This window comes from Leclercia adecarboxylata, assembly GCF_023639785.1.
Lineage (GTDB): Bacteria > Pseudomonadota > Gammaproteobacteria > Enterobacterales > Enterobacteriaceae > Enterobacter > Enterobacter adecarboxylatus_D.
Genome location: NZ_CP098325.1, coordinates 1,558,355 through 1,572,565, shown reverse-complemented (window position 1 = coordinate 1,572,565; position 14,211 = coordinate 1,558,355). Strand labels below are relative to the sequence as shown.

11 protein-coding genes are annotated in these 14,211 nt (G+C 58.6%); 1 reads left to right on the top strand and 10 read right to left on the bottom strand.

Annotated elements, in window-relative coordinates:
- Positions 1–70 precede the first annotated feature (70 nt).
- The 4 genes from mukB to cmoM are packed head-to-tail and all read right to left on the bottom strand — an operon-like array spanning position 71 to position 7,308.
- Positions 71–4,519 (bottom strand): chromosome partition protein MukB, encoded by a 4,449-nt coding sequence (gene mukB, locus NB069_RS07320; protein WP_250588748.1) that lies wholly within the window; start codon positions 4,517–4,519, stop codon positions 71–73.
- Entirely contained in the window at positions 4,519–5,223 is a 705-nt protein-coding gene (gene mukE / locus NB069_RS07315; protein ID WP_039029473.1) for a chromosome partition protein MukE, read from the bottom strand. The genes mukB and mukE overlap by 1 nt, the downstream gene beginning before the upstream one ends.
- Positions 5,204–6,526: a chromosome partition protein MukF gene (gene mukF / locus NB069_RS07310; RefSeq protein WP_250588747.1), complete on the bottom strand. Its 1,323-nt coding sequence runs from the start codon at positions 6,524–6,526 to the stop codon at positions 5,204–5,206. The genes mukE and mukF overlap by 20 nt, the downstream gene beginning before the upstream one ends.
- Complete coding sequence (gene cmoM, locus NB069_RS07305) at positions 6,523–7,308, bottom strand: tRNA uridine 5-oxyacetic acid(34) methyltransferase CmoM (protein WP_250588746.1); 786 nt, start codon at positions 7,306–7,308, stop codon at positions 6,523–6,525. The genes mukF and cmoM overlap by 4 nt, the downstream gene beginning before the upstream one ends.
- Positions 7,309–7,432: 124 nt before the next feature.
- Here cmoM and elyC point away from each other — a divergent pair, with 124 nt between their 5' ends.
- The gene (elyC, locus tag NB069_RS07300; RefSeq protein WP_250588745.1) at positions 7,433–8,212 is read left to right on the top strand and encodes an envelope biogenesis factor ElyC; all 780 of its coding nucleotides are present in this window, start codon (positions 7,433–7,435) and stop codon (positions 8,210–8,212) included.
- Here the strand turns inward: elyC and NB069_RS07295 are convergent.
- From NB069_RS07295 to msbA, 6 genes are all read right to left on the bottom strand, one after another.
- Positions 8,189–9,082: a YcbJ family phosphotransferase gene (locus NB069_RS07295; RefSeq protein ID WP_250588744.1), complete on the bottom strand. Its 894-nt coding sequence runs from the start codon at positions 9,080–9,082 to the stop codon at positions 8,189–8,191. The two genes, elyC and NB069_RS07295, sit on opposite strands and share 24 nt — an antisense overlap.
- A 138-nt stretch (positions 9,083–9,220) precedes the next feature.
- Entirely contained in the window at positions 9,221–9,967 is a 747-nt protein-coding gene (kdsB, locus tag NB069_RS07290) for a 3-deoxy-manno-octulosonate cytidylyltransferase (protein ID WP_250588743.1), read from the bottom strand.
- Complete coding sequence (ycaR, locus tag NB069_RS07285; RefSeq protein WP_039029479.1) at positions 9,964–10,146, bottom strand: protein YcaR; 183 nt, start codon at positions 10,144–10,146, stop codon at positions 9,964–9,966. Before ycaR ends, kdsB begins: the two co-directional genes overlap by 4 nt.
- A 45-nt stretch (positions 10,147–10,191) precedes the next feature.
- Complete coding sequence (locus tag NB069_RS07280; protein WP_250588742.1) at positions 10,192–11,421, bottom strand: winged helix-turn-helix domain-containing protein; 1,230 nt, start codon at positions 11,419–11,421, stop codon at positions 10,192–10,194.
- A gap of 15 nt (positions 11,422–11,436) precedes the next feature.
- A complete protein-coding gene (gene lpxK, locus NB069_RS07275) occupies positions 11,437–12,441 on the bottom strand; it encodes a tetraacyldisaccharide 4'-kinase (protein ID WP_250588741.1) in 1,005 nt (334 codons plus the stop codon).
- Positions 12,438–14,186, bottom strand: coding sequence for a lipid A ABC transporter ATP-binding protein/permease MsbA (gene msbA / locus NB069_RS07270; protein ID WP_250588740.1), 1,749 nt, complete (start codon positions 14,184–14,186; stop codon positions 12,438–12,440). Before msbA ends, lpxK begins: the two co-directional genes overlap by 4 nt.
- Positions 14,187–14,211: the final 25 nt, after the last annotated feature.

Sequence of the window (14,211 nt, the reverse complement as noted above, 5' to 3'; positions counted from 1 at the left end):
AGCCGCCAGTACAAGCTCAAGGAATAAAAAAAGGCGGCCCGGAGGCCGCCATGGTTAACTTTCAGAATCCTCAAACGGCGTCAGCCGTGCCGGGAAGGGATTCCGGCGGCTGAGGAGCAAAACCGCGCAGACCCACAACGTGCACGTGTTCGCTGTTCTGATAGACCTTACGCACCAGTTTATAGGTGGTCCCTTTTTCCGGGCTAATGTTTTCCGGCGCCGCGATAATCAGCTGCATATCCAGACGATCGCACAGCTCAAACAGCGTGGCGATAGAGCGGGCATCCAGACGCGCCGCCTCATCCAGGAACAGCAGGCGGCATGGCGAAATATCCTTGCCGCGCAGACGACGGGATTCATCTTCCCAGCTCTGCACCACCATCACCAGAATCGACATCCCGGTCCCGATCGCTTCACCGGTGGACAGGGCACCGGATTCCGCGCGCAGCCAGCCGTCGGAGCCACGGTTAACTTCCACTTCCATCTCAAGATAGTTGCGGTAGTCCAGCAGCTCTTCACCGATGGTTTGCGGCGTGCGCTGGCCCATGTCGATCTGCGGATTCAGACGCTGGTACAGCTTCGCCAGTGCTTCGGAGAAGGTCAGGCGGTTGCTGTTGAACAGATCCTGATGCTGCTCGTGCTGCTCGGCAAGCACATCCAGCAGCGTGGCGTGGGCTTCACGCACGTTCACGTTCAGCCGCACGCTGTTGACCTGGCCAAACGATACGCTCTGCAGGCCCTGGTTGAGCTGGCGAATACGGTTCTGTTCGCGCTGGATCGTCTTACGGATGATGTTGGCCACGCTGCGGGAGCTGATGGCCAGCTTCTGCTCGCGGGAGGTCAGCTCTTCCGTCAGACGGCCCAGCTCGATCTCCATCTGTTCAATGGCTTCAACCGGATCGTCGGTGCGGATGATATCCTGGCGAATACGCTCGCGCAGATGCTGATATACCGCCACGAAGAACTGGATTTTACGTTCAGGGCGTTTCGGATCTTCAGACATGCGCAGCACGTCGCGCAGGTGCTCGTTGTCCGCTACCGCCAGACGCAGCGCACCGAGCGCTTTATCCGACATGGAGCGCAGCTCATCGCCCGAGAGATAAGCCAGCTCGCGGCGGTGCAGACGCCGTTCAACTCCGTTGTCTTTCACCATGCGCATCACGGCGCACCAGCCCGCTTTGGCGGTCACCACCTGCTCGCGCTTCTCGTGGTAATCACGTTCCAGCTTACGCAGACGACGGGTCAGGTTGTCCATCTCCGCTTCGCAGAAGGTGAGCGCTTTTTCCAGCTGATTGCGGCGCGCCCGGTTGTTGCTGAGCTGGGCATGCAGTTCATCGCGACGAATGCGCGCCCGCTCCTCTGCCCCGCTGTCGGCACGCACGCCGATATCCTGCAGCTCTTTATGCAGGTCGGTCAGCAGCTCTTTCTTGGTGTCATAAGAGCTTTTCAACGACGCCAGCACCTGATTGTACTGGCTCAACTGGGCCGCATGGCTACGCATCGCCTCACGGGCGCGTGTACGTTCTGTTTCGGCCTGCTCCAGACGCTGGCGCAGCTTCTCGTTCAGATCGCTGTTGCCGTTGAGCATCTCAGCCGAGTCGGAGTAGCTGAAGTGCGCCCGGCGCTGGGAAACTTCGGTCAGGGCAAACGCCTGCTGACGGGCTTCGCGCTGAACCTGCTGTGACCAGGCATAATCTTCTTTGAGCTGTTCGAACTGTTCCGGGTCGCTCTGCAGAACGGAGACCATCGGCTCGAGCTTCGCCAGCTGATTGCCGTACTGCTGCACAAAGCGTGCGGCTTCCTGAGCTTCGTCAAGGCGCTCCTGGATCTCATCCACGCGATCGGCAAGGGTGTCGTCTGCCAGCAGATTAAGGCGCGGCAGAATACGGTTCAGGGCAGCAACGCCCTCTTTGGCCTGCTCGAACTGGATGCGGCTCTGCTGGTTGTCGTTTTCGTGGGCTGAAATCGCGCGTTCAAGCTCGCTACGACGCGCAGTGAACTTGCGGATCTCCGCCTCAGGATCGGCCTCAAAGGCCACGGCCAGATGGCTGCCGATAAAGCGGCTGAACGCCTGGTGCAGACGCTGGGTTTTCTGCACGTCAAAGGAGAGCGTCGCAAAGCGTTCAGACAGCGCTTCGCGCTCGGTATGCAGGCTCTCAATGCGGCTTTCACGCGCGGCGCGGCCAAACAGCGGCAGCGACGGGAAGCGCGAATAACGCCACTGGCGATCGGCAACCTTCACCACCACCGCTTTTTCCAGCTCATCGACGCTAAAGACGCTGTCATCGAACGACTGTGGATCCCCTTCGATCAGATAGAGATCTTCCGGGCAATCCTCCAGCCCTTCGAGCTGGTCGGCGATCAGCGACAGATCCGGCACCACAATAGCGTGGCGGGACGGACCGTAGAGCGCGGAGTAATACGGCGCATCTTCCAGGCTGACGTCGTCATAAATTTCTGACAGCAGCACGCCGCCAAAGCGTTCCGCCAGGGTGTTCAGGCGGGCGTCTTCTGCCCCCCCCGGCTGGCTTAAACGTTCGATCTCTTCGTCGACTGCGCGTTTACGCGCGCCCACTTCATCTCGTTCAACAATGGCTTCACGCTCGCGCTCCAGCAGCTGCTGAAGATATTCCGTCACGTCCTGGCTGGACTCGAACTCCTCGCCGCACTGCTCGCTCAGCTGGCTGAGGCTGCTCTGGGCCGCCAGCCAGACTGGGGCGCGCTGCATCAACGTCTGAATACGCGACTGCAGCTGCTCCAGCTCCTGACGCAGGGTCATGCGTTGTTCGCTGGCGCTGGAAACGCTGTCGGACAGCGACGCGATGCGGGCTTCCAGCTCCTGATGCAGGCTTTCCAGATCGTCAATATCGACCCGTTTGCCATGACGCTTGCAGAACTCGGCCAGCAGGCGTTCCGCCTCCTGCTGTTCACGCAGGCGTTGTTCCAGCTCATTCAGACGCATACGCAGCGGCTGAACCTGCTCAGCCAGGTGACGCTGGTTCACGCCATCACGCAGCAGCTCGCGTGCCACTTCCCATGCCTCAGCGCGCGCCAGCGGGCCGTTAATCGCCGCCACCAGCTGGTATGCCTGTTCAAACTGGCTGTGCGCGGTTTGCGCCACGCTCATTTTCTGTTCGAGATTCAGCAGCTTTTCAGTGGCTTCCTGCTCTTTGGCCTGGAAAGTTTCGAGCCACTGATCCGCGCTCTCAGGCGTCAGATCCGGCAGATGACAGAGCGCTTTCGCACGTTCCAGCGCCTGCAGCGCCTGATTGTACTGAATGGCGCGGGTTTGCTGGACGTCCAGCGCCTGCTGATAGTCGGCGAGCTGGCTTTTCAGCTCATCCACTTCCAGCTCGGCGGCTTCAGCCCGGCCTTCGTTCTCTTCCTGCTTGTCGGCAGCTTCCGCCACCACTTCGTTCTGCTCTTCGAGACGAATCTGCAGTTCATCGAGATCCGCTTCATAGCGCTCGATTTTTTCCTGCTGACGCAGCGCGGTCTGGACCAGGTTCAGGTGATCGCTGGCGGCCTGGTAATCCGCCTCCAGATCCCCTTCCGCGCCGTTATGCTCGGAAAGCTCACGGGCCATCTCGACGTGTTTATACTGCTCGGACGCCAGCTGCTGACGTGAGGTAAACAGCTCACGACGATACTCAAGGGCCTGATCGAGATGAATACGGCGTTCGTTGGCGTGACGCATATAGTCGGCGGCCACATAGTTGGTGGCTTCGCTGATCAGGTGCTTGAAGAGATCGCGGTCCGACTGGGTCACGCGGATCGCTTCCAGCGTCATGCGGTTCTCACGCAGCGCCGCTTCCATGTCCTGGAACGCTTTACGCACGCCGCTGTTTTCCGGTAACAGGTAGTCACGCAGGGAGCGGGTAATGGCGCTGGAGATCCCGCCGTACAGCGAGGCTTCAATCAGACGATAATACTTGCTGCGGTCCGATGCGGAGCGCAGACGACGCGCGACCACGCCCAGATCGAACATCAGGGAGTGGTATTCGGTAATGGAGTTGAACTGCTTGAACTGCACGCCCTCGATGGCTTCCAGCTTGTCTTTCAGCTCCTGGAGCGTCAGCACGCGTGCCTGACGCTCATTGAGCGTTTCCGTCAGCAGCGCGGTTGGCTGGACGGAGGTTGGCAGCCCCTGAATGGCGAAGGGTTTGATATCCACCTTACGGTCGCGACCGGCGACCTGCTGTAAGCGGACGCCAACGACTACGCGCTGATGACGGGAGTTGATCACGTCCAGCACGGAATAACAGACCCCTGCCTTCAGCTTACCGTGCAGACCTTTATCACGGGAACCGCTGGTCGCGCCGGCTTCGGTGGTGTTACGGAAGTGCAGCAGGGTTAAGTCCGGGATCAGCGCCGTGACGAACGCCGCCATGGTGGTGGATTTCCCTGCGCCGTTACCGCCCGAGAGCGTGGTCACTAGCTCATCAAGGTCAAAAGTGCGGGCAAAGAAACCGTTCCAGTTAACCAGCGTCAGTGAGCGAAATTTACCGCGTTCAATCATTACTCTTCCTCCCCGCTATCCGGCTGAGTGTCTTCATGCTCGTCATTGAGCTGCAGATGGTTTTCCACCGGCATCGCTTCGCCATCACGGATCATGCGCAGCTGGGCTTCGCGGGCGTCATCGCCTGCACGTACGTCAGCACCGAAGCGGAACACCGATTCGGTGATGCGGAATTTGCTGCTGTCATGGCCCATAAACCACACCATCCCCAGACGGCGCAGACGGTTGAGGGAAGAGCGTACTTTTTCCTGTAATTTCTGACGGTCGACGTCAGAGCCGGTGGAACGGTTGTTGACCAGCTTCAGCAGCTTGCCTTCGTCAGCCAGGGTCAACAGCTCGTCATAGAGCTCCTGCTGGGTGAAGATGCCTTCGTTAGCCAGACGCTCCGGGCTGAGATAGAGGTAGCAGAGGATCTTCCCGACCATCATGTCCAGCTCGGAAAGCACCGAGCGCGGGATGAGCGTAGTGGAGCGCGGGCGCAGATAGAAGAACCCTTCCGGCGCGCGGATCAGCTCCACGTTATAGCGGGCATAAAACTCTTCCAGGTATTCCTGAAAATCCATTAAAAAAGCGTGATTATCCAGCTCGTCGAGACCAATGTGACGACCGGCACGCAGCTGGCTGTCCAGCGCCGGAAAGATCGGATTTGCCAGCGCCTGGGCCAGCTTAACTGGCATCACGTGTTCAATATTTGTCAATGACATGCGCCTGTACCTTGGCTCCGTAATCGTTAATCGGCTGCCACTTCGGCGGCAGGCCGGTGAAATCTGCTTGCGCGACGCCCAGGCGTACCGCCTGATCGACCACGATGCGGGCAATATCGAAATGCCGCGCACGCGGGTATTGTGCGAGGTAATCACGCACGACAAGACCGAGATCCAGCGGTGTGTTTTTGGCTTTAAAGATCGCCAGCTGCTCCTCGATCATCAATGCAAGCTGTTCGCGAATTTCGTTGAACTCTTCATATTCCAGATCCGCTGGCAGCTCGCCGGTGACCTCTTCGTCGCGCAGGTTCATCTCTTCGTCACGCATATCGAGCAGACGGTCAGCGCTGGCGTAGGTCAATGCCCACGGCGCATCGAAATAAGTCTGAACCGACTGACGCAGACGCTGGGCGAACACGCGGTTTTTATCCATATCGATAGCGGTACGGATAAATTTATGCACGTGACGGTCATAGCCGATCCACAGGTCAATCGCCTGCTGGCCCCAGCTGATGATGCGGTCCAGTTTACTTTGCAGGTCGAAGACCAGGCGGTCGACAAAGTGCAGGTTGTCATGGGCCAGGGTGGCATCCTGGATACGCAGCAGGTTCGCCTGCAGCTTGTCGCCTGCCGCCTCCAGCGTATCCTGCAGTTCACGCAGGGTGCCGGAGGTTTCTGACAGCAGCATTTCACAGCTGGAGATCGCCGCGCGCCAGTCTTTGTTCAGCAACTGGGCGATATCGTCCTTCACCAGCTGCTGCTGCTCGTCCATGATGCGCTGGGTCAGATCGATGCTGTCGAAAATCTCGGCCACCGAATATTTCAGCGGCGCGTAGACGTTGCGGTGCCAGTGGAACTCGTCGCCATCTTCGTCTGCGGCATCGGCCGCACGCTTCAGCTCGCCCGCCACAATGGAGAGCTGCATCGAGAGGCGCAGGGTCGAGAATTCGCGCTGGCGAATGTAGTAGTCGGTAATGCCGATGCCCAGAGGCGTCAGGCGATAGATGGCATTTCCTTCCGCCAGTTCGCTGGTAAAGCGGTTCAGCAGACGTTGACGCACCATATCGTTAATCGCGTTATTGGCACGCACATTAATGGTTTCGCTGGTTTGCTCAAACGCATCACTGACATGGCGGAACGCATCCACCAGTTCGCCCTCGCTCATTTCTCCATCCAGCCGTTCGCTGTTCAGCGTGGCGACCGCCAGCAGAAAAGAGAGTCTGTCTACCGGCAGCGAGAGGGAGAAATCGTTTTTTCGGGCCCAGGCAACCAGTTCGGGGACTGTCTGGGAAAATTCACTCATAAGTTATCCTTGCTCTGCGGCTTGTGCGCGGTGACATGTATATAACGGCCAAGGCTAATGTATGGCTCCTGGCGACAGTACCGCGTCTCTAATTCTGTCAGGGCGTCAAAACAGTCATGCTGCTTCTGTTTATCGCGAAGATAGTCATGAAACACCCTTATGCCGGTTTTGCCGGTTATCTGCCAGCCGGCGGTTTCCAGCCAGCTATAAACCTGCTGCGGGTCGCGCGGAAAGTCCGGTGACAGCGTGCGGCGTTTCTTTTTGTACATGCCCTGCTGCACATAACCGAAATTACCCACCAGCACGTTACGCATCAACAGGCCGTTAGCGTTGTAGAACATCAGCGACAGCGCGCCGCCGGGACGCAGTATCGACCACAGCGTCTTCAGCAGTGCCTGGGGATCGGCGACCCATTCCAGCACCGCATGAGACAATATCAGATCAACCGGGCTTTCCAAATGTTGTGCGATGTCCTGAGCGGCGCAATGTATAAATTGCATGTTATCGCTCACACCTTTTTCCACCGCGGCACTTTCAGCGCGGGCGATCATCTCTGCCGACAGATCGCACAGGATGACGTGATGTCCACGTTCAGCCATCTTGATTGCCGTCTGGCCTTCACCGCCGCCAGCGTCGAGGACACGCAGTTTTTTATCGCCGAAACCGGCCAGCAGAATGTCCAGATCCTGCCAGAGGATCGTCTGCCGCAGCCGGCCTTTGGTTGTGCCGTAAATATTGCGGGCAAACTTTTCCGCGATGTCATCAAAATTGCGATCCCGCATTGGGAGAGCTCCACCCGCTAACTGCAAAACCGCTATTTTGTCACAGCCGGGCGGAGAATGAACCTCTCTGGTGTAATATCGCTGACAATCATCGGCTGTATGGTCAAAAAAGGAGCCAGAAAGGATGCTTTTTACCCTAAAAAAATATATTGGCGGGATGATGCTTCCCCTCCCTCTTCTTCTGCTGTGCATCGCGCTGGGCCTGGGGTTGCTGTGGTTCAGCCGCTTTCAGAAAACCGGCAAGATTTTGATTACGGCAGGCTGGCTGGTGCTGACGCTGCTGAGCCTGCAGCCGGTGGCTGACGGGCTGTTACGCCCGGTGGAAGACAAGTATCCTACATGGCAGGGAAATCAAAAGGTTGAGTACATTGTGGTGCTCGGCGGGGGCTATACCTGGGATCCTGACTGGGCCCCTAGCTCAAATCTTATCAACAACAGCCTGCCGCGCCTCAACGAGGGGATGCGGCTGTGGCTGGCTAATCCAGGGTCGAAGATGATCTTCACCGGGGCAGCGGCGCAGAGCAACCCGGTGAGTACCGCCGAAGCAGGAGCGCGCGTGGCGCAGTCGCTGGGCGTGCCGCGCGAGGCGATTATCACCCTCGACAGCCCGAAAGATACCGAAGAGGAGGCCGCGGCGGTGAAGCAAGCGATAGGCGATGCCCCGTTCCTGCTGGTGACGTCGGCCTCCCATCTGCCGCGGGCGATGATCTTCTTTGAGCGTCAGGGATTGCATCCGCTGCCCGCGCCCGCGAATCAGCTGGCCATTAGCGCCCCGCTTAACCCGTGGGAACGGATTATTCCGTCCCCGGTATGGTTGATGCACAGCGATCGCGTGGGCTATGAGACTCTCGGACGCGTCTGGCAGTGGCTGAAAGGCGCGTCAGGCGAGCCAGGGGAGCAGTGATTTGGAGGCCAGGTCGAAGTTGGCGCGGCTGAAGCGTCCGGTGTTCACCAGCTGCGCCACTTCGTCCCACAGCATATACAGCCAGCGCCGCCAGACAAACGCCTCGGAAACCGGCGCGCGCTGCAGGTAGTGCCAGAGTAAATCTTCCGCCTGCCCGCTCTCGCTCAGGCGAAACAGCTCATACTCCCGGGGCGCCCACAGCATCACGCCGGGGCCGACCATCGCCAGCAGCTGATCGCTGCGCGGATCCTTGAGCATGCTGCGCAGGGTAAAGTTGCCGTGAATCAGCACGCCGTTGTCGTTAAACCCTTTAAACAGGGCGGGCAGGCACTCCCGGGTGCGAAACAGGATCCGTTTATCCTGCATGGTCAGGCCGGTGTTAGGGTACTGGTTTAACGTTCCCCACAGCACCTCAACCCGCTGGCGATACCAGAGCGGCCAGAGGTTTTCCTGGGTACTGTCCACCGCGCCCACCAGCCCACCGCTGTCCATCCGGTGCCAGGCAAGCAGCGCTTCGACAATCTGATCTTTAAGCTGTTCCCAGCGCTGCGGCGTGCGCGCGGGTGCTTCTACCGGAACGCCGCGCAGGCGTTCAATCAGCAGGACATCAGGACCGGGATGTTCATCATGGGTCATCACACCATATACGGTAGGCATTCTTACCGTGCCGCTGCGGGCCAGCATGGAGATTTTCCATGCCAGCTGGCGGGCAACGTCCGGAGAAGAGAAGCTTCGCGCCAGAAGCGGCATGGGGTTTCCCTGGCTGTCGTACAACGCCCACAACGTGGTATCCGCCTTTTCATGCACGCATTCCACACGGCTCAGTTTTTCACCCAGCAGATGGCTGAGTTCGGCTCGCAGCTGTTCCATTTGAGATTACCCCCATTAAGACTACTGCTTTTATAATGAGCGCCTGACGGGCGGATGTCACCCTTATGGAATGATTCTGTAGCAGATAATCAAAAAAAAGAGGCATAAAAATCCCCTCCGGAGAGGGGATGGCGGGAATTAACGAAGTTCAGCGCGAACGCGGGCCAGATCCTCGGGCGTATCAACGCCAGTGCCCGGAACCTCATGCGCGACAGCGACATGGATCTTCTCGCCGTACCACAGCACACGCAGCTGCTCGAGCATTTCGATGTTTTCCAGCGGGCTCGGTTGCCAGGTCACGTAACGGCGGATAAAGCCTGCGCGGTAGCCATAAATGCCCAGATGACGCAGGATAGTGTCGCCAATGTTATCCCGTGATTCAGCAAAGCGATCGCGATCCCAGGGAATGGTCGCGCGGGAGAAATAGAGCGCATAGCCTTCGGCGTCCAGCACCACCTTCACGGCGTTCGGGTTAAATGCTTCTTCCGCGGTGTGTACCGGCACGGCCAGCGTCGCCATACCCACCTGACGCTGGGCCAGGTTTTCAGCCACCTGACGAATAATGACCGCCGGGATCATCGGCTCATCGCCCTGCACGTTAACAATCACCGTGTCGTCGCTGAAACCGCATTTTTCAACCACTTCAGCCAGACGCTCGGTACCGGACTGGTGATCGGCACGGGTCATACACACTTCCCCGCCCGCGGCTTCAACCGCACGGGCTACGTCTTCATGATCGGTGGCAACGATGATCCGCTCAGCGCCGGACTCTCGCGCACGCTCCAGGACATGCACGATCATCGGCTTGCCGTTGATATCGACCAGCGGTTTACCCGGCAGACGCGTGGAGGCAAAACGCGCCGGGATAATGACAACAAAACTCATGGTTTGCTCTCTTCCGCCGCCAGCGAACGGGCTTCGGTTTCCAGCAGGACGGGAATGCCGTCGCGCAGAGGGAAGGCCAGGCTATCCAGCTTGCAGATTAACTCCTGCTTATCCTGGCTGTAGTAGAGTTTGCCGTTGCACACCGGGCAGGCAATAATTTCCAGTAAACGGTGATCCATAGTTCCTCCGTATCAATAATCGGTAAAGCTTACCATATTCCTTTTTCAGACCCTGTCTATTTCCCAGCCACTTCGACAGGCCTGAAAGAGGCCGTCAGGGAGATGGCCTGTCACGATGCGTGTCGCCCCCTGCCAGCCCGCAAAATCACTGATTGCCGTGGCGAGTCCCTTTTCCAGCCCAGGGCTAATCCGGACGCCCTCTTCCAGATAAAGCGCGATTACCTCAAGCTCGCCGGTTTTGCGGTGCATTTTGGCATCCATCCGCCCCACCAGTTGCCCTTTATGCAGCAGCGGCAGGACGAAATAGCCGTACTGACGTTTCGGTGCCGGGGTGTAACACTCCAGCCGATAGCTGAAATTAAAGAGCTGCTCCGCGCGCTTGCGATCCCAGACCACCGGATCAAAAGGCGACAGGACAGCGCTGCGGGTCGCGGTGAGCTTCCCCTCCAGGGCGAGGGGAAGCAGCGGCAGCAGATCGGCATGCAGCCACATCTCGCCCAGCGTCTCAACCTCGACGCGAACGGCCTGCTCCTGCGCCTGCCAGCGCTCAAGCAGCGGCGCCAGCAACGGCTGGCGCAGGCGGTAGTAGTCGGCTAACCACTGAGCGCGGAAGATACCCAGGCTGCGGGCGCTGTTTTCCAGCATCACGGCTTCCGCCGCTGCCTGGGTCAGCATATCCCGGCTGTCCTCCCACTGCGGCATCACCCGGTGCGTGAGATCGTAAACGCGCTGGAAGTTGCGCCTTTCGACCACCATCACCTTTCCGGCAGTAAACAGCCCTTCCAGGTGGCGCTTGTGCGGTTTCCACTCCCACCATCCACTCGCTCCTTTGCGGGGATGTTCAAAATCGGCAGAACGGACCGGGCCCTTCTCCTGAATATGCGCGATCAGGTCCTCTATCTCTTCCGCATGTTCCTGCATCCAGGCCTGGCGGTATTTCCAGCCCATTTTATCGGGGGCGAGCATTCTGTGACGCACCAGCGCAAAATCGCTGCGCGGCATAAAGCACGCCTCATGCGCCCAGTACTCCATCAGCTCTCCCTGGCGCAGGGCGTTATCCAGCCAGTCTGGCTGATAAGGGCCGAGACGGCTGAACAGCACCAGATAAGGGCTGCGGGCGACGATATTGATCGTGTCAATTTGCAGCAGCGACATGCGCTGAATGGTAGTAAGAATATCGGCGGGCCGGGCACGGCGACGGGGCTTTTTCAAAAGCCCCTGGGCGGCAAGGTGGAGATGACGTGCGGCTGAAAGCGTGAGTTGCGGTAAAGTCATGCTTTTTCCTGTCAGTTAGTGCGCGGACGAAACCTCATTTGTCTGCCCTGCGAGGGCAATCAGTTCCTGAAGCAGTCGTTCAGGCTGTTCACCCTGCAGTTCCGCGTCAACCGGTAGATACCACCAGTTATCCCGGGCAAAAGCGCGGCATTTCACCGCATCTTTTTCGGTCATGATCAGCGTCTGGCCGGGCGCGGTAAAGGCCGCAACCTGCTCCAGACTCAGCGCCTGATGGTCTGCCAGCGGCACAGTATTCTGAAGCTTTGCACCACAGGCTTCCAGGGTTGAGAAAAACCGTGGGGGGTGACCGATACCGGCCATTGCCACCAGATTAATAAGCTCAGCGACGTCACGCCGCTCGCCGGTTAGCAGGTTTACGGCAAGTCCAGGGCGCAGCTGCATGGGTATCTCACCCGTCTGCGCCGAGCCGCCGTTAACGATAACCGCATCCACAGAGTGTAAACGCGACGCGCGCTCGCGCATCGGCCCGGCAGGCAACCACCAGCCGTTACCGAAGCGGCGAACACCATCGATCACCACAATCTCTTTATCCCGGGCCAGCGCGTAGTGCTGCAGACCATCATCGGTGATAACAATCTGGATATTTTCATGGGTAAGCAACGCCTGCACCGCTTCGCTGCGCACCGGCGAGACCGCCACGGGTGCGCCGGTGCGCTGAAAGATCAGCACCGGCTCATCGCCCGCTTGCGCCGTGGTGGTTTGCGCAGTAAGCAGTAGCGGATAACGCTCCGCCTTGCCGCCGTATCCCCGGGAGACAACCCCCGCGCGAATACCCCGTTTTGACAGCTGCTCCACCAGCCAGATGACTACCGGCGTTTTACCGTTGCCACCGGCGGTGAGATTACCGACCACCACTACCGGCACCGGCGCACGCCAGGCCCGTTTAAGCCCGACTTTATAACTCAGGCGGATGAGGCCGCTGACCAGGCCATACAGCCAGGAGAGCGGCAGCAACAGCAGCCAGAGCCGGGACTCACCGGACCAGATGCGGGCAATCATGCGCCAAACTGCATCTTATGAAGCTGAGCATACACACCCTGATGGGCCAGCAGGTCGGCATGGCTGCCCCGCTCGACGATGTAGCCATCTTCCACTACCACGATTTCATCGGCTTTTTCGATGGTCGACAGGCGATGGGCGATCACCAGCGAGGTACGGTTCTTCTGCAACTCATCAAGCGCAGACTGGATGGCGCGTTCGGACTCGGTATCCAGCGCCGAGGTGGCTTCATCAAGGATCAGGATCGGGCTGTCACGCAGCAGCGCGCGCGCAATGGCGATACGCTGGCGCTGACCGCCGGAGAGCAGCACCCCGTTTTCCCCGATAATGGTATCCAGACCGTTATCCATCTTATTGATAAAGTCCATGGCATAGGCCATCCGCGCTGCCGCTTCAATCTGCTCACGGCTGTACTCTTCATTGCGGGCATAGGCGATGTTATTGGCTACGGTGTCGTTGAACAGATGCACATTCTGCGAGACCAGGGCCACCTGATTACGTAGCGACCGCAGGGTGTATTCGCGCAGATCGTGGCCGTCAATCAGGATCTCACCTTCATCAATATCGTAGAAACGGGTGATCAGGCTGGCGATGGTTGATTTACCCGAGCCAGAGCGGCCTACCAGCGCCACGGTCTTGCCCGCCGGAATTTTCAGGTTGATGTTGCGCAGCGCAGGCGTGTCGCGACCCGGATAGGTAAAGGTCACGTTGCGGAATTCCACATCGCCGGTTGAACGTTCGATCACGCGTTTGCCTTCGTCTTTTTCCTGTTCGGAATCGAGGATGGCGAACAGCGTCTGACAGGCTGCCATCCCGCGCTGGAACTGGGCGTTAACGTTAGTTAACGATTTCAGCGGGCGCATCAGGGCAATCATCGACGAGAAGACCACGGTAATGGTACCGGCGGTCAGGGTTTCCATTACGCTCGGGAAGCTGGCGGCATACAGTACGAACGCCAGCGCCAGGGAGGCAATCAGCTGAATGATCGGATCGGAAATGGAAGAGGCGGACACCATCTTCATCCCCTGCAGACGCATCTTATTGCTGACCTTATCAAAGCGTTTGGTTTCAACTTCCTGGCCACCAAAAATCAGTACTTCTTTATGACCTTTCAGCATCTGCTCTGCGCTGGTGGTCACCTGCCCCATCGTGTTTTGCATGTTCTTACTGATGCTGCGAAAACGCTTCGAGACGACGCGGATGGCAATCGACACAATGGGCGCCAGCACGATAAGGATCAGCGACAGCTGCCAGCTGTACCAGAACATCAGGGCGAACAGGCCAATGATCGACGCCCCTTCACGCACCACGGTAATCAGGGCGCTGGAGGAGGAGGAAGCCACCTGCTCGGAGTCGTAGGTGATACGCGACAGCAGGGTACCGGTAGACTGCTTGTCAAAGAATGCGACCGGCATGCCCATCATATGGCTGAACAGGCGGCGACGCATGGTCATCACCACTTTGCCCGATACCCAGGAGAGGCAGTAGCTGGAAATATAGCTGGTGATGCCGCGTAAAATCATCAGGCCGATAACCACCAGCGGCATCCATAGCAACACTGAGCGATCCGTTTTACCAAAACCGTCGTCCAGTAACGGTTTGAGGAGCGATAACATGAAGGTATCGCTGGCTGCGTTGAGGATTAACGCTACGCCCGCCACGATAAGGCCCGTTCTGAAGGGTGCAATCACCGGCCAGAGTCGGCGGAAGGTCTGCCACGTGGAGAGATCTTTGTCGTTATGCATTCAAAAAACCAGCATTTGTTGAAAT

What these genes read in the sequence shown, in the direction of transcription:
- cmoM (WP_250588746.1), bottom strand. Translation starts at nt 7,308, where the DNA reads ATGCGGGATCGCAATTTTGATGACATCGCGGAAAAGTTTGCCCGCAAT.
- mukF (WP_250588747.1), bottom strand. Translation starts at nt 6,526, where the DNA reads ATGAGTGAATTTTCCCAGACAGTCCCCGAACTGGTTGCCTGGGCCCGA.
- lpxK (WP_250588741.1), bottom strand. Translation starts at nt 12,441, where the DNA reads ATGATTGCCCGCATCTGGTCCGGTGAGTCCCGGCTCTGGCTGCTGTTG.
- NB069_RS07280 (WP_250588742.1), bottom strand. Translation starts at nt 11,421, where the DNA reads ATGACTTTACCGCAACTCACGCTTTCAGCCGCACGTCATCTCCACCTT.
- ycaR (WP_039029479.1), bottom strand. Translation starts at nt 10,146, where the DNA reads ATGGATCACCGTTTACTGGAAATTATTGCCTGCCCGGTGTGCAACGGC.
- kdsB (WP_250588743.1), bottom strand. Translation starts at nt 9,967, where the DNA reads ATGAGTTTTGTTGTCATTATCCCGGCGCGTTTTGCCTCCACGCGTCTG.
- mukE (WP_039029473.1), bottom strand. Translation starts at nt 5,223, where the DNA reads ATGTCATTGACAAATATTGAACACGTGATGCCAGTTAAGCTGGCCCAG.
- elyC (WP_250588745.1), top strand. Translation starts at nt 7,433, where the DNA reads ATGCTTTTTACCCTAAAAAAATATATTGGCGGGATGATGCTTCCCCTC.
- mukB (WP_250588748.1), bottom strand. Translation starts at nt 4,519, where the DNA reads ATGATTGAACGCGGTAAATTTCGCTCACTGACGCTGGTTAACTGGAAC.
- NB069_RS07295 (WP_250588744.1), bottom strand. Translation starts at nt 9,082, where the DNA reads ATGGAACAGCTGCGAGCCGAACTCAGCCATCTGCTGGGTGAAAAACTG.
- msbA (WP_250588740.1), bottom strand. Translation starts at nt 14,186, where the DNA reads ATGCATAACGACAAAGATCTCTCCACGTGGCAGACCTTCCGCCGACTC.